The 25,980-nt window shown below is 64.8% G+C and carries 22 protein-coding genes; 15 read left to right on the top strand and 7 right to left on the bottom strand.

What is annotated here, in order from left to right; genetic code table 11:
- Nucleotides 1–535 precede the first annotated feature (535 nt).
- The 7 genes from BUE39_RS26235 (at nucleotide 536) to BUE39_RS26265 (ending at nucleotide 7,063) form a co-directional block, all read left to right on the top strand.
- On the top strand, nucleotides 536–1,630 hold the full coding sequence (locus BUE39_RS26235; protein WP_073431621.1) for an ABC transporter substrate-binding protein: 1,095 nt from the start codon (nucleotides 536–538) through the stop codon (nucleotides 1,628–1,630).
- Nucleotides 1,627–2,628, top strand: a complete 1,002-nt coding sequence (locus tag BUE39_RS26240) for an ABC transporter permease (protein WP_073431622.1) — start codon at nucleotides 1,627–1,629, stop codon at nucleotides 2,626–2,628. The genes BUE39_RS26235 and BUE39_RS26240 overlap by 4 nt, the downstream gene beginning before the upstream one ends.
- Nucleotides 2,625–3,506: an ABC transporter permease gene (locus BUE39_RS26245; RefSeq protein ID WP_073431623.1), complete on the top strand. Its 882-nt coding sequence runs from the start codon at nucleotides 2,625–2,627 to the stop codon at nucleotides 3,504–3,506. The genes BUE39_RS26240 and BUE39_RS26245 overlap by 4 nt, the downstream gene beginning before the upstream one ends.
- A gap of 34 nt (nucleotides 3,507–3,540) precedes the next feature.
- The gene (locus BUE39_RS26250; protein WP_073431624.1) at nucleotides 3,541–4,614 is read left to right on the top strand and encodes an ABC transporter ATP-binding protein; all 1,074 of its coding nucleotides are present in this window, start codon (nucleotides 3,541–3,543) and stop codon (nucleotides 4,612–4,614) included.
- Nucleotides 4,615–4,766: 152 nt separating this feature from the next.
- A complete protein-coding gene (locus tag BUE39_RS26255; protein WP_073431625.1) occupies nucleotides 4,767–5,591 on the top strand; it encodes a transporter substrate-binding domain-containing protein in 825 nt (274 codons plus the stop codon).
- Nucleotides 5,592–5,657: 66 nt separating this feature from the next.
- Entirely contained in the window at nucleotides 5,658–6,404 is a 747-nt protein-coding gene (locus tag BUE39_RS26260; RefSeq protein ID WP_073431626.1) for an amino acid ABC transporter permease, read from the top strand.
- 2 nt (nucleotides 6,405–6,406) lie between these two features.
- A complete protein-coding gene (locus BUE39_RS26265) occupies nucleotides 6,407–7,063 on the top strand; it encodes an amino acid ABC transporter permease (protein WP_073431627.1) in 657 nt (218 codons plus the stop codon).
- 118 nt (nucleotides 7,064–7,181) lie between these two features.
- On the opposite strand, the gene BUE39_RS26270 is transcribed toward BUE39_RS26265, so the two are convergent.
- The 3 genes from BUE39_RS26270 to BUE39_RS26280 are packed head-to-tail and all read right to left on the bottom strand — an operon-like array spanning nucleotide 7,182 to nucleotide 11,187.
- Nucleotides 7,182–8,462, bottom strand: a complete 1,281-nt coding sequence (locus BUE39_RS26270; RefSeq protein WP_073431628.1) for a c-type cytochrome — start codon at nucleotides 8,460–8,462, stop codon at nucleotides 7,182–7,184.
- 12 nt (nucleotides 8,463–8,474) lie between these two features.
- Nucleotides 8,475–10,730, bottom strand: coding sequence for a xanthine dehydrogenase family protein molybdopterin-binding subunit (locus tag BUE39_RS26275; RefSeq protein WP_073431629.1), 2,256 nt, complete (start codon nucleotides 10,728–10,730; stop codon nucleotides 8,475–8,477).
- Nucleotide 10,731: 1 nt separating this feature from the next.
- Nucleotides 10,732–11,187, bottom strand: coding sequence for a (2Fe-2S)-binding protein (locus tag BUE39_RS26280; RefSeq protein ID WP_073431630.1), 456 nt, complete (start codon nucleotides 11,185–11,187; stop codon nucleotides 10,732–10,734).
- A gap of 360 nt (nucleotides 11,188–11,547) precedes the next feature.
- Between BUE39_RS26280 and BUE39_RS26285 the strand changes: the two genes are divergently transcribed.
- Both BUE39_RS26285 and BUE39_RS26290 read left to right on the top strand, forming a co-directional pair.
- Entirely contained in the window at nucleotides 11,548–11,946 is a 399-nt protein-coding gene (locus tag BUE39_RS26285) for a hypothetical protein (RefSeq protein WP_073431631.1), read from the top strand.
- 358 nt (nucleotides 11,947–12,304) lie between these two features.
- Nucleotides 12,305–13,123 (top strand): alpha/beta fold hydrolase, encoded by an 819-nt coding sequence (locus tag BUE39_RS26290; RefSeq protein ID WP_073431655.1) that lies wholly within the window; start codon nucleotides 12,305–12,307, stop codon nucleotides 13,121–13,123.
- A gap of 64 nt (nucleotides 13,124–13,187) precedes the next feature.
- Here the strand turns inward: BUE39_RS26290 and BUE39_RS26295 are convergent, their stop codons facing one another.
- Nucleotides 13,188–14,135 carry a peptidoglycan DD-metalloendopeptidase family protein gene (locus BUE39_RS26295; protein WP_073431632.1) on the bottom strand — a complete coding sequence of 316 codons (948 nt, stop codon included), beginning with the start codon at nucleotides 14,133–14,135 and terminating at the stop codon, nucleotides 13,188–13,190.
- A 693-nt stretch (nucleotides 14,136–14,828) separates the two neighbouring features.
- Here BUE39_RS26295 and BUE39_RS26300 point away from each other — a divergent pair.
- The gene (locus BUE39_RS26300; RefSeq protein WP_073431633.1) at nucleotides 14,829–15,167 is read left to right on the top strand and encodes a hypothetical protein; all 339 of its coding nucleotides are present in this window, start codon (nucleotides 14,829–14,831) and stop codon (nucleotides 15,165–15,167) included.
- A gap of 114 nt (nucleotides 15,168–15,281) precedes the next feature.
- Here BUE39_RS26300 and BUE39_RS26305 read toward each other — a convergent pair whose 3' ends face one another.
- Nucleotides 15,282–16,283, bottom strand: coding sequence for an aldo/keto reductase (locus BUE39_RS26305; protein ID WP_073431634.1), 1,002 nt, complete (start codon nucleotides 16,281–16,283; stop codon nucleotides 15,282–15,284).
- Nucleotides 16,284–16,518: 235 nt separating this feature from the next.
- Here BUE39_RS26305 and BUE39_RS26310 point away from each other — a divergent pair, with 235 nt between their 5' ends.
- On the top strand, nucleotides 16,519–17,466 hold the full coding sequence (locus BUE39_RS26310; protein WP_073431635.1) for a LysR family transcriptional regulator: 948 nt from the start codon (nucleotides 16,519–16,521) through the stop codon (nucleotides 17,464–17,466).
- 111 nt (nucleotides 17,467–17,577) lie between these two features.
- On the opposite strand, the gene BUE39_RS26315 is transcribed toward BUE39_RS26310, so the two are convergent.
- Entirely contained in the window at nucleotides 17,578–18,738 is a 1,161-nt protein-coding gene (locus tag BUE39_RS26315) for a porin (protein WP_073431636.1), read from the bottom strand.
- Between the two features lie 509 nt (nucleotides 18,739–19,247).
- Here BUE39_RS26315 and BUE39_RS26320 point away from each other — a divergent pair.
- Both BUE39_RS26320 and BUE39_RS26325 read left to right on the top strand, forming a co-directional pair.
- The gene (locus BUE39_RS26320; protein ID WP_073431637.1) at nucleotides 19,248–20,357 is read left to right on the top strand and encodes an OpgC domain-containing protein; all 1,110 of its coding nucleotides are present in this window, start codon (nucleotides 19,248–19,250) and stop codon (nucleotides 20,355–20,357) included.
- A 72-nt stretch (nucleotides 20,358–20,429) separates the two neighbouring features.
- Entirely contained in the window at nucleotides 20,430–21,305 is an 876-nt protein-coding gene (locus tag BUE39_RS26325; RefSeq protein WP_073431638.1) for an alpha/beta hydrolase, read from the top strand.
- 78 nt (nucleotides 21,306–21,383) lie between these two features.
- Here the strand turns inward: BUE39_RS26325 and BUE39_RS26330 are convergent, their stop codons facing one another.
- Nucleotides 21,384–22,511: an AI-2E family transporter gene (locus BUE39_RS26330; protein WP_073431639.1), complete on the bottom strand. Its 1,128-nt coding sequence runs from the start codon at nucleotides 22,509–22,511 to the stop codon at nucleotides 21,384–21,386.
- A gap of 347 nt (nucleotides 22,512–22,858) precedes the next feature.
- Here BUE39_RS26330 and BUE39_RS26335 point away from each other — a divergent pair, with 347 nt between their 5' ends.
- Nucleotides 22,859–23,143, top strand: coding sequence for a DUF3331 domain-containing protein (locus tag BUE39_RS26335; protein ID WP_073431656.1), 285 nt, complete (start codon nucleotides 22,859–22,861; stop codon nucleotides 23,141–23,143).
- A 256-nt stretch (nucleotides 23,144–23,399) separates the two neighbouring features.
- Nucleotides 23,400–25,970 carry an adenosylcobalamin-dependent ribonucleoside-diphosphate reductase gene (locus BUE39_RS26340; protein ID WP_073431640.1) on the top strand — a complete coding sequence of 857 codons (2,571 nt, stop codon included), beginning with the start codon at nucleotides 23,400–23,402 and terminating at the stop codon, nucleotides 25,968–25,970.
- Nucleotides 25,971–25,980: the final 10 nt, after the last annotated feature.

Genomic DNA, 25,980 nt, shown 5'->3' on the forward strand with positions numbered 1-25,980 from the left:
CAGAAAAACTCATTGCGCGAGCGTGAAGCAATGGGCGTCGCGCAGCGCATGCGGCCCATCTGGCCGATAGGATACGCCATCGAAAATTCTCACAGGCGCTCGAACCTCGCTTGAACCCATGCGTGTTGCTCATGGCATGGCGCAGGACGCCGGGCTCGACCGCCGGTTTGCACCGGCACAGGGCGCGTACCGTTCGCAACCGCACCAGAACCGAGCTTTCCTCATACCTCCCCGCGCAGCCCGAGCGCGGAAAAAACGTGGACGTTAACCCGCACGCGCCACCGTCTCGGCGCTCCCGCTTGCCCGATCAATGCCGCCGGCACCACTACCTCAATGCCGACGCATGAGATTAGCTCATGCGCTCCATGCGCATATTTCGTTTGTTGAGGGATTTTGGCAAACCTAGAGTGCATCCACCGCGGCGCATCGGGCAACGCGCCCGGTCATGCCAGGCGGGCAGCGCCAACGAGCGATGCAGCGGCAGCGGTCACAGCGAATATCACCCAGCAACAGGCGCTCAACACAGGAGACCGCCATGCAAGACATCAAACGGGGTAGAAGGCAGGCCATCAAGACGATCGGCGCGGCGCTCGCGGCGTCCGCATTGCCGATGCCGTTCGTCAATCTCAAGGCTGAGGAGCACAACTTCTCCGGCAAAACGCTGCGCCTCCTGACATGGTCCGACGACACCGGCGCCGCAGCCTTGCGCAACATCGCCGCCACCTTCACGGCGAAGACCGGCGCGAAGGTGATCGCCGATCGCGCCGACGGCACCTCCGGCATGGTCGCCAAGGTCAAGGCCGCGGGCGAGCGGCCGACCTACGACGTGATCACGCTGGCGGGCGTGGGCGCGGCGGGTCTCGGCGACGCCGGCCTGCTGATGAAGCCCGATCTCGACAAGCTGCCGAATCTCAAGGACGTGGCCCCGCAATACCGCACCGGAGCGAACGGTTTCGGCATCGGCTATCTGCTGTGGTCGGACGGCCTGATCTACAACACGTCGACGTTCAAGGAAGCGCCGTCGTCGTATGAAGCGTTGTGGGACTCGAAGTACGCCGGCCGCCTGTTCCTGCCGCCGCCGGAATGGGCCGAAGCGGTGGACCTCGCGATCATCGCCGCGAAGATGAACGGCGGCTCGCAGCAGAACATCGAGCCGGGCTTCAGGAAACTGATGCAACTGAAAGACCACGTGATGACGCTCGGGGAGAACCCGAACCAGGTGGCCGACCTGTTCCGCACCGGCTCGCTCGATATCGGCGGCATCTATTCGCCGGCCTTTTTCCCCGCGCAGATCCGCAAGCCCGAGTACAAGATGGGCGTGACCTACGGCATGAAGGAAGGCTTCGCCACGCAACTCATGTTCACGGTGATCCCGAAGTCGCATCCCGGCGACAGCGATCTGATCCACGCCTTCATCAACCATTCGCTCGATGCCGGCGTGCAAGGCCGCATGGCGGCGGACGTGCTGAACGGCCCGGTCAATTCGAAAGCGGTGATTCCCGCCGAGAGCCGCGCGTTCGTACCGAGCCCGCGGCAGATCGCCGAAAAGGCCGTATTGCACGACGACAAGGCGCTCGCCGTCGTGCAGCCGGCGTGGATCAAGCGCTACACCGAAATTTTCTCGGCATGACGGCGATGCTCGCGCGCTTTTCGCGGCGAGCCGGATCGGCGTCGAATGCGGCGCGGGGTTCGGCCGCGGCATCCGGCAGCGCGGCGGGCGCGGTGGGTGGCACGCCCAGTCCCGCATCCGCCGCGCCGGACCAACCCGCCGCAAGCGCGTTGGACAAAGCGCGCCCCTGGCTCCTGCTCGCGCCGATCCTGACGTTTCTCGCGGTGCTCGGCGCGGCGGCGCTCGTCGTGCTGCGCATGAGCTTCGGCACGCAAGGCGACGAGTGGCGCGGCTTCACGCTGCAAAATTACGCGGACCTGCTCGACGGCTACTTCCTCAAGTCTTTATGGCTCACGCTGAAGCTGGCGTTTCAAAGCATGATCTGCGCGATCGTGCTGGCGATTCCCGTCGCGCTCGCGATGGCTCGCACGCAATCGCGGCTCGCGCGGCGTCTGCTGCTCGCGGGTGTGCTTCTGCCGCTGCTCGTCAATTTGCTGCTGCAAGGTTATGGCTGGCTGATCATTCTCGGTCCGGCCGGTTTGCTCAATCATGCCCTGCTCGGCAGCGGGCTCGTGCAACGCCCGGTGATGTGGCTGTATCGCGAGCATGGCGTGTTGCTCGGCTTGATCCAGACGGCGTTTCCGCTCGCCGTGCTGCCGTTGTCGAGCGCGATGCGCGCGGTCTCGCGCTCGTATGAAGAGGCTGCGGCGACGCTCGGCGCGACGCGCTGGCAAACGCTGCGTCACATTCTGTTGCCGCTGGCGCTGCCCGGTCTCGTGTCGGGCGCGTTGCTGGTGTTCGCGTACAACGCCAGCGCGTTCGCCGTGCCTTTGCTGCTCGGCGGACGCCGCGTGCCGATGCTCGCCGTGCTGGTCCACGATCAGGTGGCGCCCTTGCTGAACTGGCCGGCGGCGTCCGCATCGGGCGTCGTGCTGATGCTCGCCACGCTCACGGTGATGGCGCTCTCGCAGCGCCTCGTGCGCCGCACGCAACGTCTTGCCGAGGAGCCGCGCGCATGAGCACGCCGATTCAAACCGCGCGGCTCGCGCGTTTGCCCCGTGTTTCCCGTTGGCCGGTCACGATGCCCGGCCGGCTCGGCAAGGCCGCCGCGCTGCTGGCCGCGCTCGTCCTGTTTCTCGCCGCGCTGCCGATCATCACGATGATCGTGATGTCGTTCAGCGCGGCCGATACGCTCGAATTCCCGCCGCACGCCTACGGCTTGCACTGGTATCGCGCCGCGTGGCACAGCTTCGTCGCGCCGGATGCGAGCGACTCGCTGTCGATGGGCGCGGCGTTGAGCACGAGCCTGATCGTCGCGCTTTGCACGATGGTCATCGCCACGCTCGTTTCGGTGCCCGCCGCCTATGCGCTCTGCCGCTACCGTTTTCGCGGCAAGCCCGCGGTCGAGCAACTGGTGGCGTTGCCGCTCGTCTATCCGCTCGTGATGCTCGGGCTCTCGCTGCTGCTGGTGTTCAACGTGCTGCCGGTCGAGCTCGGCGTGTTCCGCCTGATCATCGCGCATGTGATTCTGGCGCTGCCGTTTACCGTGAAGAATTGCGCGGCGTCGGTGGCCTCGATCGGCCCCGAGTTCGAGGAAGCCGCCGGCGTGATGGGCGCAAGTCCTGGCCGCGCGCTCGTCGACGTGATCCTGCCGCTGATGCGCCCCGGCATTCTCGCCGGCATGCTGTTCGCGTTCATCGTCTCGTTCAACGAATTCACGGTGACCTTCTTCCTGTACGGCATCGACACGATGACCCTGCCGGTGTGGCTGTACAGCCGCACGGTGTCGTCGCTCGATCCGACCGTGTTCTGTTTCGCCGTATTCATCGTCGCGATCGACTTCGCGCTGATCTGGCTGCTGGAAAAGCTGATCGGCGACGAAGGCGTTGCGCTTTGACCGCGCTTCTCACGCGTTGCCGCCGGAGCATTCGATGACCCATCTCACCTTGCAGGCCGTGACCCGGCGCTTCAACGCGGCGCATGCCGTCGACGGCGTCGATCTGAGCGTGCCCGACGGCAAGCTGGTCTGCTTTCTCGGCCCGTCCGGCTGCGGCAAGACCACGCTGCTGCGAATGATCGCCGGGCTCGAAACGCCGAGTTCGGGCAGCATCCACTTTGCCGGCCGCGACATCACGCGGCTGCCGGCGAACCAGCGCGACTTCGGCATGGTGTTCCAGTCGCTCGCGCTGTTCCCGCATATGACGGTCGCGCAGAACGTCGCCTATCCGCTGAAGCTGCGCAAGACCGTGAAGCACGAACAGGCGCGCCGCGTCGCCGAACTGCTCGACCTGATCCAGTTGCCGCACATGGCGAACCGGCCGGTCACGCAACTCTCCGGCGGTCAGCGCCAGCGCGTGGCGATTGCGCGCGCGATCGCCTCGCAACCGAAACTGCTGCTGCTCGACGAACCGCTCTCCGCACTCGACGCCAAGCTGCGCGAAGCGATGCAGGTCGAGATCCGTCTGCTGCAACAGCGCCTCGGCATCACGACGATCATGGTCACGCACGATCAGCGCGAAGCGATGACGATGGCCGACGAGATCGTCGTGATGGAGAAGGGCCGCATCGCGCAGGTGGGCAAGCCGCTCGATATCTATCGCGATCCGGTCAGCGAGTTCGTCGCCGACTTCATCGGCCTCGGCAATATCCTGCCGGTGACTTACGACGGCGCGCTCGGCGTGAGCCTGCCGGGCGGGCGGCGCATCGCCGTCGCTCAAACGGCGCGCGTGCCGGATTCGGGCGGCGACATCCGCCTGCTGATCCGCCCTGAGGACGTGTGCGTGAAACCCGCTTCGGCCGAAGCCGGCGCGAATCGGCTCGCGGGCACCGTCACGTTTATCCGTGACGTGGGGGCCTCGCTGGAAGCGACGATCGATTGCGCCGGCTTCACGCTGACCGCCACCACCACGCCCCGCGAAACGCCGGGGCTCACGCTCGGCATGCCGGTGCTCGCGGAATTGCCGCCGCACGCCTGCAAGCTGATCGCCGCGCGCGCCGCGCACTGAGCCGCCGAACCGAGTCACCGCACCGAACTACCGAACCGAGCTACCGAACTACCGAACCGAGCCACCTACCGAACCGCGCGACCACCGCGAGCGACATTCCAGCCAACCCCCAAAGCCATTCCAATACCACCGTTCTCGACAGAGGAAAGACCATGCACCAGCCGCAAGTTTCGAAATCGACCACCCGCCGCGGGTTCGCGGCGCTCGCCGCCGCCCTCGCCTTCACGAGCCTCGGCGCGCTATGCGCCTTTTCGTCCGCCGCGCGAGCCGACGCGCTCGACGACATCGCGAAGTCGGGCACGGTGCGCATCGGCGTGTTCATGGACTATCCGCCGTTCGGCTCGATCGGCCCGGACATGAAGCCGATGGGCTACGACATCGACGTCGCCGATCTGATCGGCAAGTCGCTCAACGTGAAAGTGGAACTCGTGCCGGTGACGGGCGACAACCGCATGGCCTACCTCGCCGGCCACAAAACCGACATGCTGCTTTCGGTGGGCCAGACGCCGGAGCGCGAAAAGGTGATCGACTTCTCGCAGCCTTACGCGCCCTACTACCTCGCCGTGTTCGGCCCGAAAGCGCTGCCCGTCAAGAACGCCGGCGACCTCGCGGGCAAGTCAGTGTCGGTCGCGCGCGGCACGCTGGAGGACCTGAGCGTCAGCAAAATCGCGCCGCCCACGGCGATCATAAAAAGATTCGACGATCCTAACGGCGCAATTTCGGCGTTCCTTTCTGGTCAGGTACAGTTGATGGTCGTCGGCAACGACGTCGGCGCCACGATTCTCGCGCGTCATCCCGCGAACGATCCCGAGCAGAAGTTTTCGCTCTTCAGCTCGCCGGATCACGTGGGTTTGAACAAGAACGAGCCGCGTCTGAAGCAGAAAGTCGACGAAACCATTGCCAAGGCCCGCAAGGACGGCACCATGAACGCGATTTCGCAGAAGTGGTTGCGCGCGCCGCTGCCGGCCGATCTCTGAACCTTGTTTGAGCGCGCCGGCATGCCGGTGCGCGCCGGAGTTTGACCTCACGATGAGCGCCACGCCATGACCTATGCGTTCGATTTCAGCGGCTTCGGCCTCTATGCGGGGATGCTCGCGCGCGGCGTCGCCGTGACCTTGGGGCTGACGGCCGTGTCCACCGTGCTGGGCGGTCTCGTCGGCATTGGCGGCGCGAGCGTCGCGGTGGCCGGGCCGAAATGGGCGCGCTGGGTGATCGCGAGCTATGTGGAGTTGATCCGCAATACGCCGTTCATCGTGCAGTTGTTCTTCATCTTCTTCGGCTTGCCGAGCCTCGGCATTCATATCGACGAAATACAGGCCGCGATTCTGGCCATGACCGTCAATCTCGGCGCGTACGCGATCGAGATCGTGCGCGCCGGCATCGATTCGATTCCGCGCGGCCAGGTGCAGGCGGCGCAGGCGCTGGGCCTGCATGGGCGGCAAGTGTTCCGCTACGTGGTGCTGCCGCAGGCGGTCGCCGCCGTGTTTCCCGCGCTGCTGAGCCAGGTGCTGATCGTGATGCTCGGCTCGGCGGTCGTCTCGCAGATCTCGGTGCCCGATCTCACGTATGCGGCGAACTTCATCCAGTCGCGCAACTTCCGGTCGTTCGAGAGCTACGCGATCATCACGGCCACTTATCTGTTGATGTCGATCCTGTTGCGGCAATTGCTGAACCGCTTCGGCCGTGGTCTGTTCGCCGGCCGCGCGGCGCGCGGCGCCGACAGCGCGCCGCGTGGCTGGCGCACTCGCCTGATGTGGCGCGCCCCGCGCACCCTGCCCACGGAGCGTTGATCATGGTCGAATTCACCCTGTGGGACATCGCCCGCAATCTGCTGCTCGCCGCACGCTGGACGGTGCTGTTGTCGCTGATCGCGTTTGTCGGCGGGGGCATGGTCGGGCTGATCTTGCTGGCGATGCGCGTCTCGCCGCTGCCGTGGCTGCGCCGGATCGTGGTCGTGTATGTGGAAGTGTTCCAGGGCACGCCGCTGCTGATGCAACTGTTTCTCGCGTTCTTCGGTTTGCCGTTGATGGGCGTCGAAGTATCGCCGTGGGTCGCGGCAGCCGTCACGTTGACGCTTTACACGAGCGCGTATCTGGTCGACATCTGGCGCGGCTGCGTCGAAGCCGTGCCGCGCGGTCAATGGGCGGCGGGCGCGAGTCTCGGCATGACGTTCGGCCAGCAACTGCGCTATATCGTGTGGCCGCAGGCGCTGAAAATCGCCGTCGCGCCGACGGTCGGTTTTCTCGTGCAGGTGGTGAAAAGCACCGCGCTCGCGTCGATCATCGGCTTCGTCGAGTTGACCAAGACCGGCACGATGATCACCAACGCCGCGTTCCGTCCGTTCCCGATCTACGGCATGGTCGCGATGATCTACTTCGCGATGTGCTTCCCGTTGACGTGGTACGCGCGTGTGCTGGAGAAGCGGCAGAAGGTCGGGCAGCATCGCTAGCTCGCGTTCGCAGCGAGCGTTTTGGCCGGGCGTTTTGGTTTGGACTTGCGTCCACGAATGAAAAAGCGGCAACCGTGAACAACAACGGTTGCCGCTTTTTTTGTGCCGCCCCGTATGACTAGCGAGCCGCCTGCGTCGACTTGCGGAGCTTCGCCACCTCCGCCGCGCTGACCGCCGGCGCACCGTTATTCCAGCCGGCCCGCACGAAGCTCAGCACGTCGGCGATCTGCTGGTCGTTCAACACCGGCGCGTACTTCGGCATCGGATACGGCGCGGGAATGCCGCCGATCACCAGATCCTCGGTGCCGTTCAAGGTCACGTTGATCAGCGACGACGGATTCGTCTCGAGCACATTCGGATTGCCCGCCAACGGCGCAAGCATCGGCGCGAAACCGCGTCCGTCGACGCCATGACAGTGCATGCAATACGCCGTGTACACGCGCGCGCCGGCATCGTTCGCGGGACGGTTCAACGACACCTTCGTCGCTTGCGGATCGAACGTATAAGGCGGCGCGCCATTGCCGCCCGCCGGCGGCAGCGACTTCAGATACGTCGTCATCGCCGCGATGTCGGTGTCGTTCATGGCCTGCGTGCTGTTGTTGATCACGCTGGTCATCGAGCCGAACGCCGAGGCGTGGCGATTCGCGCCGGTCTTGAGGAAGGTCTGCAGATCCTGATCGTTCCAGCGGCCCAGGCCGACGTTGTGCGCGCCGGTCAGATTCGCCGCGAACCAGCCGTCGAGCAGGCCGCCCGTGAGGAATGCGCTGCCGCTTTCATCGAGCGCCTTCTCCTGGAACGCGATGCCGCGCGGCGTATGACACGAGCCGCAGTGCCCGAGGCCTTGAATGAGGTATGCGCCGCGATTCCAGGCGACGTCCTTGCCCGGCTTGTCCTGATAGACGCCCTTCTCCAGGAAGACCATGTTCCAGAGCTTCAACGGCCAGCGCATGTTCAACGGCCACTTGATGTCAGGTTCGCGATTGGCCTGCTGCACCGGCGCGACGCCGCTCATGAAATACGCATACAGCGCTTTCATGTCGTCGTTGTTGACCTTCGCATACGACGGATACGGCATCGCCGGATACAGGTTGTGGCCGTCTCTCGCGACGCCTTCACGCATCGCGCGGGCAAAGTCCTCCTCGGTATAGCCGCCGATGCCGGTTTGCCGGTCGGGCGTGATGTTGGTGGTGTAGATGTGGCCCATCGGCGTGCTCATCGGCAGGCCGCCCGCGAACGGCTTGCCGCGCGGCGCCGTATGGCAGGCGGCGCAATCGCCGACCTTCGCCAGATACGCGCCGCGCTGCACCAGCGTTTGATCGGCGGCCTGCGCCGGCGCTTGCGTGACGAACGGCAGCGCGAGGCACAGCGCCGCGCCGAAACCCTTCAGTGTGTTTTTCATGTCGGGCTCCGGTCAGGCGGTTTGCAGTTGACTGCCGACCGGCAATTGCCGCAGCCGCTTGCCGGTGGCCGCGTAAATGGCGTTGGTCAGCGCGGGCGCGAGCGCCGCGGTGCCGGGTTCGCCGATGCCGCCCGGCGCCTCGCTGCTCTTCACGATATGCACGTTGATGGGCGGCGTCTGATCGATGCGCAGCATCCGGTAGTCGGTGAAGTTGTTCTGCTCGACGCGGCCGTTCTTGATCGTGATCTCGCTGTAGAGCGCGGCCGTGATGCCGAAGATGATGCCGCCCTGCACTTGCGCTTCGATCGTGTTCGGATTCACGACCATGCCGCAGTCGACCGCGCACACCACGCGCTTGACCGCGACCTCGCCCTGGTCCACCGCCACGTCGACGACGATCGCGAAGAAACTGCCGAACGCGTGCATCACCGAGACGCCGCGCCCCTGCCCCTTCGGCACCGCGCTGCCCCAGTTCGCCGCCTGCGCGGCGGTGTTGAGTACGTTCAGCGCGCGCGGCGTCTTGCCGAGCAGCTCCTGGCGATATTTGACCGGATCGATCTTGGCCTGCGCGGCGAGTTCGTCGATGAAACTCTCCACCACGAAGGTGCCGCGCGTCGGTCCTACGCCGCGCCAGAACGCGGTGGGGACCGCATGCGGCTCCTGGCGCACGTAGTCGACCAGTTGATTCGGCAAGTCGTACGGCAGGTCCGCGGCAACCTCCACCGCGTCGGGATCGATGCCGTTTCTGAACGCGGGCGGCGCGAAACGCGCCAGGATCGACGAGCCGACAATCCGATGCTGCCACGCGACCGGCTTGCCGTTCGCGTCGAGCCCCGCGGAAAGCTTGTCATAGTAGTACGGCCGGTACATGTCGTGCTGAATGTCCTCCTCGCGCGTCCACAGCACCTTGACCGGCGCGGACACCTGCTTGGCGACCTTGACCGCCTGCGTGACCATGTCGAATTCCAGCCGCCGTCCGAAGCCGCCGCCGATCAGATGGTTATGCACGACGATCTTGTCGGCGGGCAAGCCGGTCTCTTTCATCGCGGCGTCCCGCACGCGCGTCGGCACTTGCGAGCCGATCCAGACGTCGCACGCGTCGGGGCGCACGTGCACGGTGCAATTGATCGGCTCCATCGTGGCGTGCGCGAGGAACGGCTGCTGATAGACGGCATCCACGCGCGTCTTCGCATTCGAAAAGGCGTTGCCGACGTCGCCTTCCTTGCGCGCGACCGCGCCGTTGCGCTGCGCGGCGTTGGCGAGATCGTCGACGATCTGCTTCATCGAAAGATTCGCGCCCGCGCCTTCGTTCCACTTGATGTCGAGCGCCTGCACGCCGCGTTTCGCGGCCCACGTGTGGTCGGCGATCACGGCGACCGCGTTGTCAATCTTGACCACCTGGCGCACGCCCGGGATCTTCTTCGCGTGGGTGTCGTCCACGCTCGCGAGCGTGCCGCCGAACACCGGGCAATTGGCGATGGCCGCGTAGACCATGCCGGGTACGCGCACGTCGAGGCCGAACACGGCGGTGCCGTCCACCTTCTCCGGCGAGTCGAGGCGCTTGACGGCGGTGCCGATCAGCTTGAAATCCTTCGGGTCTTTCAGCTTGACGTTTTCCGGCGCGGGCAGTTTGGCCGCCGCGTCCGCCAGTTGTCCATAGCCGATGCTGCGCTTGCTGGCCGCATGAATCACCTGGCCGGCTTGCGCATGACAGGTTGACGGATCGACCTGCCATTGCTGCGCGGCCGCGTTGACCAGCGCCACGCGCGCCGTCGCGCCGGCGCGGCGCATCGGCTCCCACGCATAGCGGATCGACGTGGAACCGCCGGTGAGCTGGCCGCCGAGCAGCGGGTCCGTGAAGAGCTTTTCGTTCGGCGGCGCGTGGTCGAGCGTGACTGAATCCAGCGGCACTTCGAGTTCTTCGGCGATCAGCATCGGGATCGACGTATAGACGCCCTGACCCATTTCCACCTTTGGAATCACGAGCGTGACCTTGCCCGCGGTGTCGATCTGAATGAACGCGTTCGGCGCGAACACGCCGTTTTGCGGCGCCTCGTCGGCGTCGCCGCCGATCACCGATTTGCCGGCCTTCTGATCCTGGCTCGCGGCCGGCATGCTGAAGCCGAGCAGCAAGCCGCCGCCGGCCGCCGCGCCCACCGTCACGCCGAACTTGAGAAACGTGCGGCGGCTGACGCGGCCCTTGCCGCTGTCGGACGGCTGCGCGCCGTGGTGTGCGCCGTTGTGTGCATCGAGCAATCCCTGGGACATATCAGGCTCCCTTCGCGGCTTGCTTGATCGCCGCGCGGATGCGGTTGTACGTGCCGCAGCGGCAGATGTTGCCGGCCATCGCGGCGTCGATGTCCGCATCGGTGGGATTGGCATTGCTCGCGAGCAGCGAGGCGGCCGACATCACCTGGCCCGACTGGCAGTAGCCGCACTGCACCACGTCGAGTTGACGCCATGCCTGCTGCACCTTCTGTCCGGCCGGCGTGCTGCCGACCGCTTCGATCGTGGTGATCTTCTTGTCGCCGACCGCCGCCGCGGGCAACACGCACGAGCGCACCGCGACGCCGTCGAGATGCACCGTGCACGCGCCGCATTGCGCGATGCCGCAGCCGAACTTCGTGCCGGTCAAGCCGACGAGGTCGCGTAAGACCCACAACAGGGGCATGTCGGGCGGTGCATCGACGGTATGGGTTTGGCCGTTGATGTTGAACGTGGTCATGGGCGGCTCCGAGTGGGGATTATTGTTTGTCAGTCTGTTTAGACGGGACGTCGAACCAAAGCAGGAAAGCTTGCCGCGTTTATTCGGTAAGCGCTGCTAATACGCGATGAGGCCGACGTGCAGTTGAATCGAAGATGATGCGCGGCGCGAATGCGGCGCAACAGTCCGGCAAATTGTAGTCGCGCACAAAGAATTTCGCCGCGACCCCTGGCGCGCTGACGCAACAGGAGAGCCGCTGCCGGCGCGCCTGGCACGGAACGAACGACATCCGGATCAATGCGTTACCATCGCTTGATTGAGCTCGCCCGACTCGAACCGGCCTTACCGTCTGACTGCCTGACCATCCGAAGGAGCCGCACGATGAACGACCAGCAATGCACTCAATTCCTCTCGGAGATTCGCAGACCGCTATTGGCGCTGCATAAATCCATTCTCGATCACGAGCGCGCATCGTATGAAAAGGAATTCGGCCCGGTCACGCCCGCCGCCTTCCTGCAAGTGCTGATCAACGGCTCGGGGTTTCGCTGGCTCACGCCGCTGTCGACCTTGATTGCGAACGTCGACGAAATTCTCGACGACAAGGAAGCCGAGCCCGCCGACCGGCTCGCCGCGGCCGAAGCGATCGTGGGTCTCTTTTCAGCCGATCAGCCGAATAATGCTTTTCTGCCGCGTTATCTGCCGCTGTTGCAGGCCGATCCGGCGATCCTGCATCTGCATGGCCAGGTCTCGCAACTGCTGCGCGGCGCGGCGGCGAAATAGCGTCGGCTCCCGAATTTCCTCACCGTTGAAAAACAGGTTTTCGGTTGGTCGGGTGTCGGCGAGTTGAAGGGTGAAGTCGCTCGCGATTAGCCGATTACCTGGCCTTCCGAATCGCGCCGACATGAAAACACCTTATTTGAAGGCGATTCATGCGCGATTCGCAAAGGTATGCGGTGCAGACTGCCGCGTTCGGACCGACGAGGAGTCCGCGAGCGGACGTCTCGATGAATTTGCCTGGCGTTGCAGACTAAAACAAAGGTGAGGTTTTCCGGGAGCGATTCACAGCAGGCTACGAAACACCGGGCATCAGGCTTCACGCAACCCGTTAAGGCAAGCAGACTTTCTCGCGACGCTCATGATGCAAAACTGGCCGCTTCCCCAAAGCTATACGTTCCGCGATCAAACCGTGCGCTTTAACGTGACCGGCAACGGTCCGCCGCTGGTGCTGGTTCACGGCACGCCGTTCTCTTCGTATGTGTGGCATCGCATCGCGCCGCATCTCGCGCAAATCCGCACCGTTTACTACTACGACCTGCTCGGCTACGGCCAGTCGCAACAGTGCGACGGCCAAGACGTTTCGCTCGGCGTGCAGAACGTGCTGCTCGCGCAATTGCTCGTGCATTGGCAACTGAAGAGCCCGGACGTGATCGCCCATGATTTTGGCGGCGCGACTTCATTGCGCGCGCATCTCATCGACGGCTGCGAGTATCGCAGTCTCACACTGATCGATCCGGTTGCGGTTGCGCCCTGGGGTTCGCCGTTCGTGCGGCACGTGCGCGAACACGGCGACGCGTTCGCCGGCTTGCCGCCGTATATTCATGAAGCCGTGGTGAAGGCCTACGTGCGCGGCGCCATCGCCCGCGAGATCCCCGATGACGAACTCGCGCCCTACGTGACGCCGTGGCTCGGCGCGACGGGACAAGCCGCGTTCTACCGGCAGATCGCGCAGATGGACCAGCGCTATACCGATGAAGTGGAAGCGCGCTATCCGCGGATGCGCTGTCCGACGCAGATTCTGTGGGGCGAACAGGACCAGTGGATTGCACCGGAGCGCGGCCGTCTACTGGCCGCGGCCATACCGGAGGCGCGTTTTCAGACCGTCCCGAAGGCCGGCCATCTGATGCAGGAAGATGCGCCCGAAGCGATCGTCGCGGCGACGCTGCGCTGGCTGGATTAAAGGTGCGTGCCTGGCGCTCCTGAAGGGGCGCATGCCTCGGCGCTAAAGGCGCGCGCCTCGCCCCCTAACCGCGGCCTTGCGGCAGATAAGGCATGGGATCGATTGGCTTGCCGTCGCGCCGCAATTCGAAACCCACGGAAACGCGTGAGTTGTTTTCGTCGCCCATCTCGGCGATCTGCTGTCCCTGCTTGACGATGTCGCCGGTCTTCACGAGCAGCTTGCGGTTGTGCGAGTAGGCGGTCAAAAAGTCCTTGTTGTGCTGGACGATGATGAGGCTGCCGTAGCTGTTCAAACCCGTGCCGGCGTACATCACCTTGCCGTCGGCCGCGGCCCGCACCGGATCGCCCGGTTTGCCGCCGATCTCGATGCCGCGCGTCTCGCCCGGCTGGAAACTTTCGACGACGCGTCCGCCCGCGGGCCACGCCAGCGAAACGCCGTTCGCGCGCCGCGTGGTTTGCTGCGCGACTTCACGCGCCTCCTCGGCGCTCAGTGCGGCTGATTGCGCCGTGGACTGCGCGGCGGTTGTCGACGCCGACGATGGCTGCCCCGCAAGCGGCGCTGCCGGCGCGGACGAAGTCTTCGCGGAAGCCGCGGCCGCGTTGGCCGCATTCACCGCCCGCACCGTTTCCGGCGACGCGACGCGCAGCACCTGCCCCGACTTCAAACGCGACGACGCCTTCAAGCCGTTCCACGTCTGCAACTGCCTGACGCTGCAATGATGCTGCTGCGCGATGCGCGCGAGCGTGTCGCCGCGTTTGACGCGATACACCAGCGGCGGCGCCTTCAACGGCGTGCCCTGGTCGGCGGCGTTGATCTTGTTGGCCGGCATGCTCGCCGCCGTATCCGGCGTGGGCGCCGCGGCCGCCTGGACTCCGGACGCCGCCGCCGCGCTCGGTGCCGCGCCCGTCTGCGCGTCCTGCTGTCCGACATTCGCGCAACCGTTGAGAGCCAGCGCGATCCACACGCCGGCCAGACCGGCCATCATTGTTCGGTCGAAACGCTTTCCTACCATGTTCGACTCTCCTGCTGAATTCATTGGCGGGCGGAATGCCGCCGTCTCGCGTGATGCGCGCGTACTCACGCCGCGCCGACTTTCTCCGCGAGACGGGCAAGCCGCCTCGTGCGGTGCTTATCCGTGACCTGCCGAAGCCATCCAATCTTCCGCGCGCTCGCCGCGCGTCCATGCGGACGCGAACCCGCTGATCTTTCGCGAACAGGACCGGATGGCTGATTAAAAATCAAGCGGAATTGTAAGACGCGTTTTAAACAAAAAGCGTCGTCCCACACACTCTGATACAAAGTTGCGCGCCCGGTTGCACATCCCGTTGCGCGTGGCGCCGCCTAAGCGGAAGCGACTAGCCCCCGACGGACGGACGAAGACCAACGGGTTAACGGCAGGATGCCGCCAGAACTTGAATTGCCATCGCGCTCCGTTCGTCGCGACGATGGTCGTCGCTGTCCGGGCACTGGCAGGTGCCCTCTCGCCGCCTATTTCACCGGCTTCCTTTTAAGACTCGTCTCAGCAAGCGTTAGGAATAGGACGATATGTGGACGAACGTAAAGCAAATATTCTTACGCGTCCCTTTGAGGCTTGCCGGCGATGCAGTCAATACATCGCGGATTGAGCGAAGGCCAAACCCATAGCACCGGTATTTTTTTACTTCGTGAGCTTTGATAGCCGCGACGAGTTAAGTTAAGGCATTAAATGGACTCTCTCAGTTCAGCAAATAGATTCATAGGTGGTTTTTTCTTCGGGACCCTGGTCGCCGCCGTGATTATGGTGCTGCTATGCAATGCAGGCGAGCTTTCTCCGCTTTTTCCTTTTGTCGCCAAACTGCATGCGTTGGAACAGATCGTCTTGACCGCACTGCTTTCCATCGTCATCGTGGATGCGAAGCCGCTGGCCTTTAAAACCGTTTGGCGTGAGCGCCGTTCAGCCTTCGTACTCGACGAGGATTTGAGCGCCACGCTGAGCGGCCGAACTTTCGGCATTCCAGCCGGCATACTCGTTGGCATTCTGTTTCAGCACTACGTCCTGAACTGAAAGCGACTACGCCGTCCGATATTCGTTAATCACAAAAACGCGCCTTGGGAATCGGTTTCCCAAGGCGCGTTTTCATTCCCGCGTTTCAACCCAATCGCTCGATCGATTATTCGATCAATGCCCGGCGCGCTCGCTGTCCAGATGCGCCATTTGCACCTCGTTATAACGCGTGCCGGCCACGGCTTCCTGCGGAATGGCGGCTTCGATCAGCGCCAGTTCGTCGGCGCTCAACTTCAACGCCGTGGCGGCGAGCGCGTCGGTCAACTGCGCGCGTCGGCGCGCGCCGACGAGCGGCACGATGTCGTCGCCGCGTGACAACGCCCAGGCCACCGCCAGTTGCGCCGGGTTCGCGTTGCGCGCTTCGGCAAGCGTGCGCAAGGTGTCGACGAGCGCGAGATTGCGCTCCAGGTTCTCGCACTGAAACCGCGGGCTGACGCTGCGGAAATCCTTCTGCGCGCCGCGCTCTTTCGACCACTTGCCGCTCAGCAACCCGCGCGAGAGCACACCGTAGGCGGTAATCCCGATGCCGAGTTCCCGGCACACGGGCAAGATGCCGGCTTCGATCCCGCGCGACATCAGCGAGTATTCGATTTGCAGATCCGCGATCGGCGCGACCGCTCGCGCGCGGCGCAGCGTGTCCGCGCCCACTTCCGAGAGCCCGATGTGGCGCACGTAGCCTTCCTTCACGAGATCGGCGATCGCGCCGACGGTATCCTCGACCGGCACCGACGGGTCGAGTCGCGCCGGCCGGTAAATGTCGATATAGTCGGTGCCGAGCCGCCGCAGCGTGTAGGCGAGGAAGTTGCGCACGGCCTGTGGCCGGGCGTCGTAGCCGATCCAGTTGCCCGCCGGATCGCGCAACGCGCCGAATTTCACGCTGACCGCCACGTTCTCGCGCTGGCGCCCTTGCAGCGCGTCGCGGATCAGCATTTCGTTGTGGCCCATGCCGTAGAAGTCTCCGGTGTCGAGCAGCGTGATGCCGGCGTCGAGCGCCGAATGAAGCGTGGCGATGCTTTCGTCGCGGTCGGCCGGGCCGTACAGATCGGACATGCCCATGCAGCCGAGGCCGATGGCGGAGACTCGCGGGCCCTGGCGGCCCAGTTGACGTGTGTTCATTGCGTGCGTTCCCAAGGTCGGTTGATCCGGTTGAGGAAGGTGGCGAGGCGGCCGAACGGTTACCGGCTTCGGTGCGCGGCTTGCCATGCTCGAAGGGCATTCTGCGCCTTGCCAACACGCGGATAAAGGCATGGCCGTCAATCAGATTGGTCGGCGGCGCCTAACAATCCATGCCATCGATTGGCAATCAAAACCCGAACCAACGCGGTTGACTATTTGACGGAGAGCAGTATCGATGGATCACTTGCAGGCCATGAGAATCTTTGCCCGCGTCGCGCAGTTGCGCAGTTTCACCAAGGCCGCCGAGCAGATGCAGTTGCCGCGCCCGAGCGTCAGCGGCGCGATCCAGTATCTCGAGACGCACTTGCGGGTGCGGCTTCTCCAGCGCACCACCCGGCGAGTCGCGCTCACGCCCGAAGGCGCCGCCTATCATGAGCGCTGCATGCAGGTGCTAGCCGATATCGACGACGCCGAAGCGCTGTTCGCCGACGTCGCCGCCGGCCCGCGCGGCGTGGTGCGCGTCGATCTGCCGGAGCGGTTGGCCTTGCACGTGGTGATACCCGCGCTGCCCGCCTTTTTCGCGCGCTACCCCGACATTCGCGTCGTGCTGAGCGCGACCGACCGCATGATCGATCTGATCGAGGAAGGCGTCGATTGCGCGGTGCGCGTCGGCAATCTAGGCGACACGACGCTGGTGGCGCGGCGCATCGGCGAGTTCGAGCAGCTCAATTGCGCTTCGCGCGGCTACATCGAAAAGCATGGCCTGCCGCGCACGCCGGCCGACCTGACCGATCATCTCGCCGTCGGTTTCTTTTCCAGCCGCAGCGGGCGCGATCTCGATTGGGAATACGAGGAGCACGGCGAACTCAAGACGCTGGCGATGCGCAGCGCCGTCTCCGTCAATAGCGCGCATGCCTATATCGGCTGCTGCCTCGCGGGTCTCGGCTTGATGCAGGGGCCGATCGGCAAGGGCGAGGCGCCGCTCCTCGAAAGCGGCGAGCTCGTCGAAGTGCTGAAGGACTGGAAGGCGCCGCCGCTGCCGGTGTCGGTGGTGTTTCCGCATGGGCGTCATCTGGCGCCGCGCGTGCGGATTTTCGTCGACTGGATCGCGCAGCTGATCGCCGCCACCACGCCCACCGCCACCGCGCCTGCAAGAAAACGGACGCGCCAAACCGCGAAGTGAAACGACGCAGCGAACGGCCGAATGAGAGCGGCCGAATGAAGCAGCGAAGTCAAGCCGCCAGGTCAAGCGCGCAAACAAAGCGGCCCAGCGAAGCGGCCAGCCGCAGCGCCACTAAAACTTATGCCGGATCGCCGCCCGCACCACGACCTGCCTCGACGTGGACGACGGCGCCTGGGTGCCGGGCGTGAAGGCATCATCCAGGATCGAATAGGTGGGGTCGCCGGTCACCTGCTGATACTCGCCCTGAATGTAGACGTCGGTCCGTTTGGACAGGTTGTAGTCCGCCATCAAGCCGAACGAGTGAATCTTCGGCTTCACGCCGCCGTTCGAGGCGTCGTAGTTTTCCATCGTGTACACGTACTGCGCGCCGACGAACAGCATCGGCGAGATCTGATACTTGCCGTTCACCTCGAAGTTCTGATACTTCAGCGAGTTCAGCAGGACGCCCGGCGGCGCGAGCGGCGTCACGCCGAGGTAGCCGTTGCCGGTCGGGGCGAGATATTTCGAGTTGGTGTAGACGAAGCCCGCCGTGGCCGGGCCGAACGTATAGGTGATGCCGCCGCCGAACACCCGCATGCGCGCCGCGATGAAACTGGCGTCGTTCGCCGTGATCGCGCCGTTCGCGCCGTTGCCGGGGTGGTTGGCCTGCATCCAGGCGGCCGTCACGAGCAGACCGCCATACGCGTACTGGCCGCCGACGCTGTACGCGCGGTTGTTTGCGAAGTTCGTGTCGTTGCTGAAGCTGTAGGTGCCGCCGAACTGGAAGCCGGAAATCGACGGACTGGTGTACTTGACCGTGTTGTCGAGGCGAAACGAGTTGTCGGTGTTGTCGTTGTCGTAGGGGTGCGAGAACAGCAGGCCGGCCCAACTGCCGTTGGCCGTGGTCTGTGCCAGATAATCGACCACCGAATCGTACTGGCGGCCGAACGTCAATGCGCCGTAGCGCTCCGCGCTCAAGCCGACGAAGGCCTGGCGGCCGAACATCCGGCCACCTTGATTGAGCCGCCCCGAACTCAGGTCGAAACCGTTTTCCAGCTGGAAGATCGCTTTCAGGCCGCCGCCCAGTTCCTCGGCGCCTTTCAGGCCCCAGCGGCTGCCTTGCGCGTAGCCGCTCGTGAGCTCGTAGACATGCCCGCGGCCGGCATTGTTGGTGTAATTGATGCCTTCGTCGAGAACGCCGTACAGCGTGACGCTCGTCTGAGCCGACGCCGACGCGGCGAAAGTGGCGGACACAGCGGTGGAGACAGCCAGCGCGAACACTTGCTTGTTCATGAATATCTCCCAGCACACGAGGAATGGGAAACCTCGACCCGACCGCTTATGTTTTAACGCCTCGCCACGCTTTCCCAGGATTTCCTGGGCCCGGCGTTTTCGGGAAATCGTCACACGCCTTTAGCCGGCCGTCCATCGGCTGTCGCTCCCGCATCTCAAAACGTTGCTAAATCTCCACTGCGTGCGACGGCCGCTTTTTTCATCGCGAGTATTGGAGTAGACGGCGGGGCCAGGCGGCACCTCATGACCCCGGACGCGGCGCGGCTCCGTCGTATTTGTCAGAAAGCAATATAATCCACGGTCTTTGCGGCGCCGCAGCGGAACTCCGGCGCCGCCGAACGGGTCACTTCAAAGCCCTTGCAACCGACCTGGCCGAGCCGGCCGGTTGAAAGCGGCGACGCGGGTCACGCATCCGCCGCATCACCCAATCCAATTTCAAAAAGCCTTGTGAGACGCCTGCCGCGCTGGACTAGCGCGCCGTCGCACGGGGCTGCTTTTGGCGCCAAATAATGCAAAAGTCGCAATCCCGCTTGATCGAGCTTGATTTCTTCCGTGGACTGGTCCTTCTGATCATCGTCGTCGACCACATCGGCGGCAGTATCCTGTCGCGCATCACGCTGCACGCCTACGCGTTGTGCGACGCCGCCGAAATCTTCGTGTTCCTCGGCGGCTTCGCCACCGCCACGGCCTACGCCGCACTCGCCGCGCGGCGCAACGAGGCCACCGCACGCAGCCGCTTCCTGCGCCGCGCGCTCGAAATCTATCGCGCATTTCTCGTCACCGCCGGGTTGATGCTGCTGGTCAGCGCGGTGCTGAGCGCGTTCAGCATCGACGGACCGAATCTCGCCACCACCGATCTCGACGATCTGATGGACGCCCCCGCCGCCGCGCTGCGCGACATCCTGCTGTTCCGGCGCCAACCCTATCTGGCTTCCGTGCTGCCGATGTATGCGTTCTTCGCGCTGCTGGTTCCCATGATCCTGCCGCTCGCGCGCAGCAAGCCCTGGCTGCTGCTGGCCGGCAGCGTCGCGCTGTGGGCGGGCGCGCCCGCCATCGGCGCTTATCTGCCCGCCGCACCCGACATGCACTGGGATTTCAACCCGTTCGCCTGGCAACTGCTGTTCGTGCTCGGCGTGCTGGCGCGCTGCCAGCCGGTCTATCAGCGGATGAGCGAGCACCGCCTGGGCTGGCTCGTCAGCGTGCTGGCGTTCGCCGTCGTGATGGCCGCCGCTTACTACAAGCTCTTTATCGAGCGCGAGCCGCTCGATGCCGGCTTCAAGCAGAATCTCTCCTCTCTGCGCGCGGTCAATTTCCTCGCGATCGCGTGGCTGGTCGCGAATCTGATCCAGTTGGGCTGGGCGAGGAAACTCGCTCAATGGTGGCCGTGGGTTGGCGTGATCGGCCGCAAGGGACTGCTGTGCTTTGTCGCCGGCGCCGTGATCTCGCTGGTGGTCGATTCGGTGCTGTATGCGGCGACCGACGGCTATCTGAACTACCCGCTCGGCCTGATCGCGGACGCCTGCGCGCTTGGCGCGCTGTTTGCGGTTGCCCTGGCGACCGAACCGCTCAAGCGCTTCGCCGCCCGTCTTGTCAGCATGCGCCTGGGCATCGCACCCTGAGCGCTGCCCGGCTGGGCGACAGTGATAGCATGACGGCCGCGCGCGACTTGCGCGGCGGCCTCCTACTCTGACATGCGCGCATTCCTACATTCCGCACTCCTCGTGCTGTGCGCCGCCGCCGGCGCGCCGACGGCTCTCGCCAGCACCGTCGTCAGCCGAAGCTTCCACTCCAGCGCGCTCGGCCGCGATTGGGCTTACACCATCTATCTGCCTACCGGCTATCGCGCGGACGCCGCCCGTATCCCGGTGCTCTACCTCCTTCACGGCAACAACGGCGACGCCAACGACTGGATCACGCAAGGCCGCCTGCAAACCACTGCGGACACGCTGATCGAGCACAAGGACATGCCGCCGGTGGCGATCGTGATGCCGCAAGGCGGCACGGACTGGTACGTCGACCGCAAGGAGAAAATGGAGACCGCGTTCTTCGACGATCTGCTGCCCGAGATCGAAACGCACTACGCGGTCTCCACACAGCGTGGCGCACGGATGATAGGCGGCGTATCGATGGGCGGCTTCGGCGCGTTGCGCTACGCGATGACGCAACCCGAGCGCTTCTGCGGCGCGCTGCTGCTCAGCCCCGCGATCTATGCGAACGAGCCGCCGCGCGGTTCGGCCGCGCGCCGCGTCGGCGTGTTCGGCGAGCGGCAGTTCGATCCGCGCGTGTGGCATGAGCTCAATTATCCGGCGCAATGGGAGCGCTACCTGAGCGGGCCGTATCGCGTGCCGATGTTCATCGCCGCCGGCGACGACGACCTCACGATCCAGGCCGAGGCGTCATCGCTGTACACGCACCTTCGGATGGCGGGCAATCCGGCGGCGCTGCGCATCATCGACGGCGGGCACACATGGGATGTGTGGCGCGCGCTGCTGCCGGCCGCGCTGAAATACACGCTCGCCTGCGTGAAACCGCCCGCGGACGACCATCCGTCGAATCAGCGGCCCTGATCACGCGCGAGCCTCGCGCCCTGTTCCCGCTCTTTTCCGTTTCGTGCCCAAAACCAGCACCCGAAGCCAGCGCGCTGGCTATTGCACGAACTCGGTCCACAACACCATCAGCACGGTCATGAGCGCGGGCCCGATGAACAGCCCGAGCAAACCGAACGTCTCCGCGCCGCCGAGAATGCCGAACAGCACCAGCAGGAACGGCAGGCGCGTCGAATTGCCGATCAGCGCCGGCCGCACGAAATGCTCCGCGACGAACACCACGACGGACCCGAACACCACCAACCCGACCGCCCCGGCCACCGAGCCTTGCGAAAACAGCCACAAGGCCGCGAGCCCAAAGGTGATGGGCGCGCAGAACGGCAGCATCGCGGCGATCGCGGTGACGAGCGCGAGCAACGCGACATGCGGCAAGCCCGTGACGAAATAGGCGACGCCCAGCAACGCGCCCTCGCCCAGTCCGACCACCACCAATCCCGACACCGTGCCGCGCACCGCCGCGGCCATGCGTTGCACGAGCAGCGCGCCGTCGTCGCCGAAAGCGCGCCGCACGCCTTTGATCAACGAGCCCGACAAGCGCGGCCCCGCCTGAAAAATCACGAACAGCGTGACCAGCATGAACGCGAACACCATCACCGCGTGCACCGCGCGTGCGCCGAAATGGCGGCCCAGCGTCATCACCGTGGTGCTGTGCAGACCCTTCATCGCCGCCGAGTCGCGCAGCGGTTGAGCCAGATTGGCCTGCCACCATGCCGATATCGGGTGCACGCCGAACGGCAGACGCTGAATGAAATCCGGCATCGCAATGCCGTTTTCCTGCGCGGACCTGAACCACTCGTTGACGTCGTGCGCCTCGCGCAACGCCTGGGCGATGCCGATGCCGATCGGCAACACCACCAGCAATGCGATCGCGAGCGTCAGCGCCGCGGCGATCAGCGTCGTGCGGCCAGTGAACCAGCGGCTGCCTTCGACCTTGCGCAACAGCGGCCACAGCGCGATCGCAATCACGCCGGCCCACGCGACCACCGCGATGAAATCGCGCACGACCCACAATGCCAGCAGCACGAGTCCGACATAAAGCACGAGTGAGGCCGGCTTCTGCTTTTTCACACCAGCAGGCGGCGACTGCGAGTCGGGCGATTCGGGCGATCCAGGCGTTTGCGGCGCTTCGGGAGAAACGGCCGGCCGGACGGGTGGGCGTGAAATCATGTGAACTCGTTGGTTATGCGGCGGGTGTGCGCGAGCCGACCGGAAAAATACAAACCCATTACACTGGCGTCGCGCGGTCGCTCATCGCTAAACCACATCTTAAAGGAAGCGCCGCAGCCCTTTACAGGCGGGCGTTTTCGTCTCACGGGGAACAACACTGCGTTGCAAAAAATCGCCCTATCCGAAATTCATATTGGATATCCCTCGCGAAGCCCCGCCATTTCGAGACAGCCGGAATGTCAAGTTTCATTGTTGCTGTTTGGAGAACAGTGTTTCAACGGCGGCACAATGGCTATCCCACGCCCACGGGACTACATTCGGCACACCACAATACGGAGCCGATGATGATGACCCTGGAGTCCATCCCCCTTGACGGTACCAATGGCGTACGCATCGAGATTCTCGAGCGCTCCGACACGACGGTGGTGATCCGTTGGGTCGAACCGGGGCGATGTCATTATGGCGAGCAACGGTGGCGGCGCAGATCCGCGCATACGTCCGGCACGTGCGCGGTGACGCGGCGCAAGATTCGCCGCGGCGACGCGGTGTTCAAGCCGGCCGAACGCCCCGCGCCTTCAAACGCTTCCGCGATGATCTGCGCCGAAGTGTTCTGCGAACTCGCCGAGGCTTGACGCGTTAGTCTTGTTGCCGATCGTTTTGGCCCGTTCGTTTGCCCCGTTTATACAGGCGCCCTGCGCAACCGGGCGCACCGCTCGACCCGCCGCGCGCCGCGGGTGAAAAACTCCCCCCGATTGCAGCCCTTCGCCACGTGCGTTAAGGTGGTTCCACATTGCGCCAGGTCATTTGTCCGCCGCATGCACGGCGCTATAGTGACCCGCATTTCCACCACCTCGCCGTGCCCGTCACGGCGCCGTTTGAGGGCATGACATGGCAGAAGACACGCCGGATACCCGCGCGCCGGCCGCATCCCCCACTGCGCTGGTTGCACCGCAACAGTTCTCCCTCGACGTCCTGATCGAAAAATACGCGAAAGGCGACGAGCAATCCGCCGACGACGTCTACCAGCGTGTCGCCCACGGCGTGGCGCAGGCCGAACCGGGAGCGCTGCGCGAATCGGTGGAAGCCCTTTTTGCCGACAATCTGCGGCACGGCGCGCTCGGCGCCGGGCGCATCATGAGCGCGGCGGGCACCGGCATCGCCGCCACGCTCATCAATTGCTTCGTGCAGCCGGTCGGCGACGCGATTCAAGGCGTCGACGACCAGGGCCTGCCCGGCATCTACGTCGCCTTGCTGCAAGCCGCCGAAACCATGCGGCGCGGCGGCGGGGTCGGCTACAACTTTTCCGCGATCCGGCCCAAGGGCGCGCGCGTTCGCACCACCAGTTCGTCGGCATCCGGTCCGTGCAGCTATATGGACGTGTTCGATGCGTCGTGCCGCACCGTCGAAAGCGCGGGCTCGCGGCGCGGCGCGCAGATGGCCGTGCTCGATTGCAACCACCCCGATCTGCTGGAGTTCATCGAGGCGAAGCATTCGAAAGGCCGCTGGAACAACTTCAACGTTTCGGTCGGCGTCACGGACGAATTCATGCGCGCCGTCGAGGAAGACCAGCCCTGGCAACTCGTTCATTGCGCCGAGCCGTCGCCGGCGCTGCGCGCGGCGGGCGATGTGCGGCAGCGCGAGGACGGCTTGTGGGTCTACAGCGAACGCCCGGCCCGCGAGATCTGGGATCGCATCATGCGCTCCACTTACGACGTCGCGGAGCCCGGCATCGTGTTCATTTCGCGCATGAACGAGGACAACAATCTGCGCGCCGTCGAAACGATCCGCGCCACCAACCCGTGCGGCGAACAACCGCTGCCCGCCTATGGCTGTTGCAATCTCGGACCGCTGAACCTCACGCGTTTCGTGATCGATCCGTTCGCGCAAATCAAAGGCCGCAAGCCTTCGTTCGACTGGGACGGGCTCGCCAAACGCACTCGCACGCAAGTGCGCTTTCTCGACAACGTGCTCGACGTCACGCTGTGGCCGCTGCCGCAGCAATACGACGAGTCGCGCGCCAAGCGGCGCATCGGCGTGGGCTTCACGGGCCTGGGCGACACGCTCGTGATGCTCGGCTTGCGCTACAACTCGCAGGAAGGCCGCGACTTCGCGGTGCGCATCGCGCAACTGATGCGCGACGAGGCCTATCGCGCGTCGGTGGAACTGGCGCGCGAGCGCGGCGCGTTTCCGCTGTTCGACGCCAAGCGCTATCTGGAACCGGGCACCTTCGCCTCGCGCCTGCCCGACGACATCCAGCAGGCGATTCGCCGCGACGGCATCCGCAACAGCCATCTGCTGTCCATCGCGCCGACCGGCACCGTGAGCCTCGCGTTCGCGGACAACGCGTCGAACGGCATCGAACCGGCGTTCTCGTGGACCTATACGCGCATGAAGGTCATGGCCGACGGCAGCCGCGAATCGTTCGACGTGGAGGACTACGCGTATCGCCTCTATCGCGAACTGGGCGGCGACGTCAAAAAGCTGCCGGACTATTTCGTCAGCGCGCTGGAAATGTCGGCGCGCGACCACCTCGACATGATGGCCGCCGTGCAGCCCTACGTGGACACGTCGATCTCGAAGACGGTGAACGTGCCCGCCGACTATCCGTTCGACGCGTTCGAAAGCCTCTATTTCGACGCATGGAAAAGCGGTCTCAAGGGACTCGCCACTTACCGGCCGAACGAAACGCTCGGCGCGGTGTTGAGCGTCAGCCCGCCGCAAGCGGACGACACGCTGGCCGAGTCCGACCTCGATCCGCTGCGCATCGCGATCGACCATCGTCCGAAGGGTGAATTGCCGGCGATCATCGAGAAGGTCGAGTATCTGACCCAGGCCGGGAAAAAATCGCTGTACGTCGCGGTCTCGTTCATCGAGGTCACGGGGCGTCTCGGCGGCGAAGACGTCACCATCGAGCGTCCGATCGAGTTCTTCATTCCGACCGGCCAGCGCGACGAATCGCAGCAATGGATCACGGCGACCATGCGTTCGCTGTCGCTCGCCGCGCGCGGCGGTTTTGTCGCGCGCAACCTGCAGGATATGCGCAAGGTGTCGTGGGATCGCGGCCAGGTCCGGCTCGGTGAAGTGCAGCGGCTCGACGGCCACCGCACGCCGCGCTGGCACGATTCGGAAGTCGCCGCGCTCGCGTTTGCGATCCAGCAGATCCTGCACCGGCGCGGCTTTCTCGATGCCGAGGGCAATCAGGTGCCCTCGCGCATGCTGGCGCGTTTGCCGCGTGGCCAGATGAAGGCGGAGACGGCTTTGTCGGCGGATTTCGGCATTCGCCCGCACCCCGGCGAAGCCGACGCGGCCGCATTGACCGCGTTGACCCAGGAGGGCGGCGGGCAAGGCCTGCACACCATGCTCGGGCGCAAATGCGGCTCTTGCGGCGCGAACGCGGTGATTCGCAAAGACGGCTGCGATTTCTGTACTGCGTGCGGAGAAGTCGGCGCATGCGGATAAGCGTGCCGCG

The sequence above is a fragment of the Paraburkholderia terricola genome, from assembly GCF_900142195.1.
GTDB lineage: Bacteria > Pseudomonadota > Gammaproteobacteria > Burkholderiales > Burkholderiaceae > Paraburkholderia > Paraburkholderia terricola.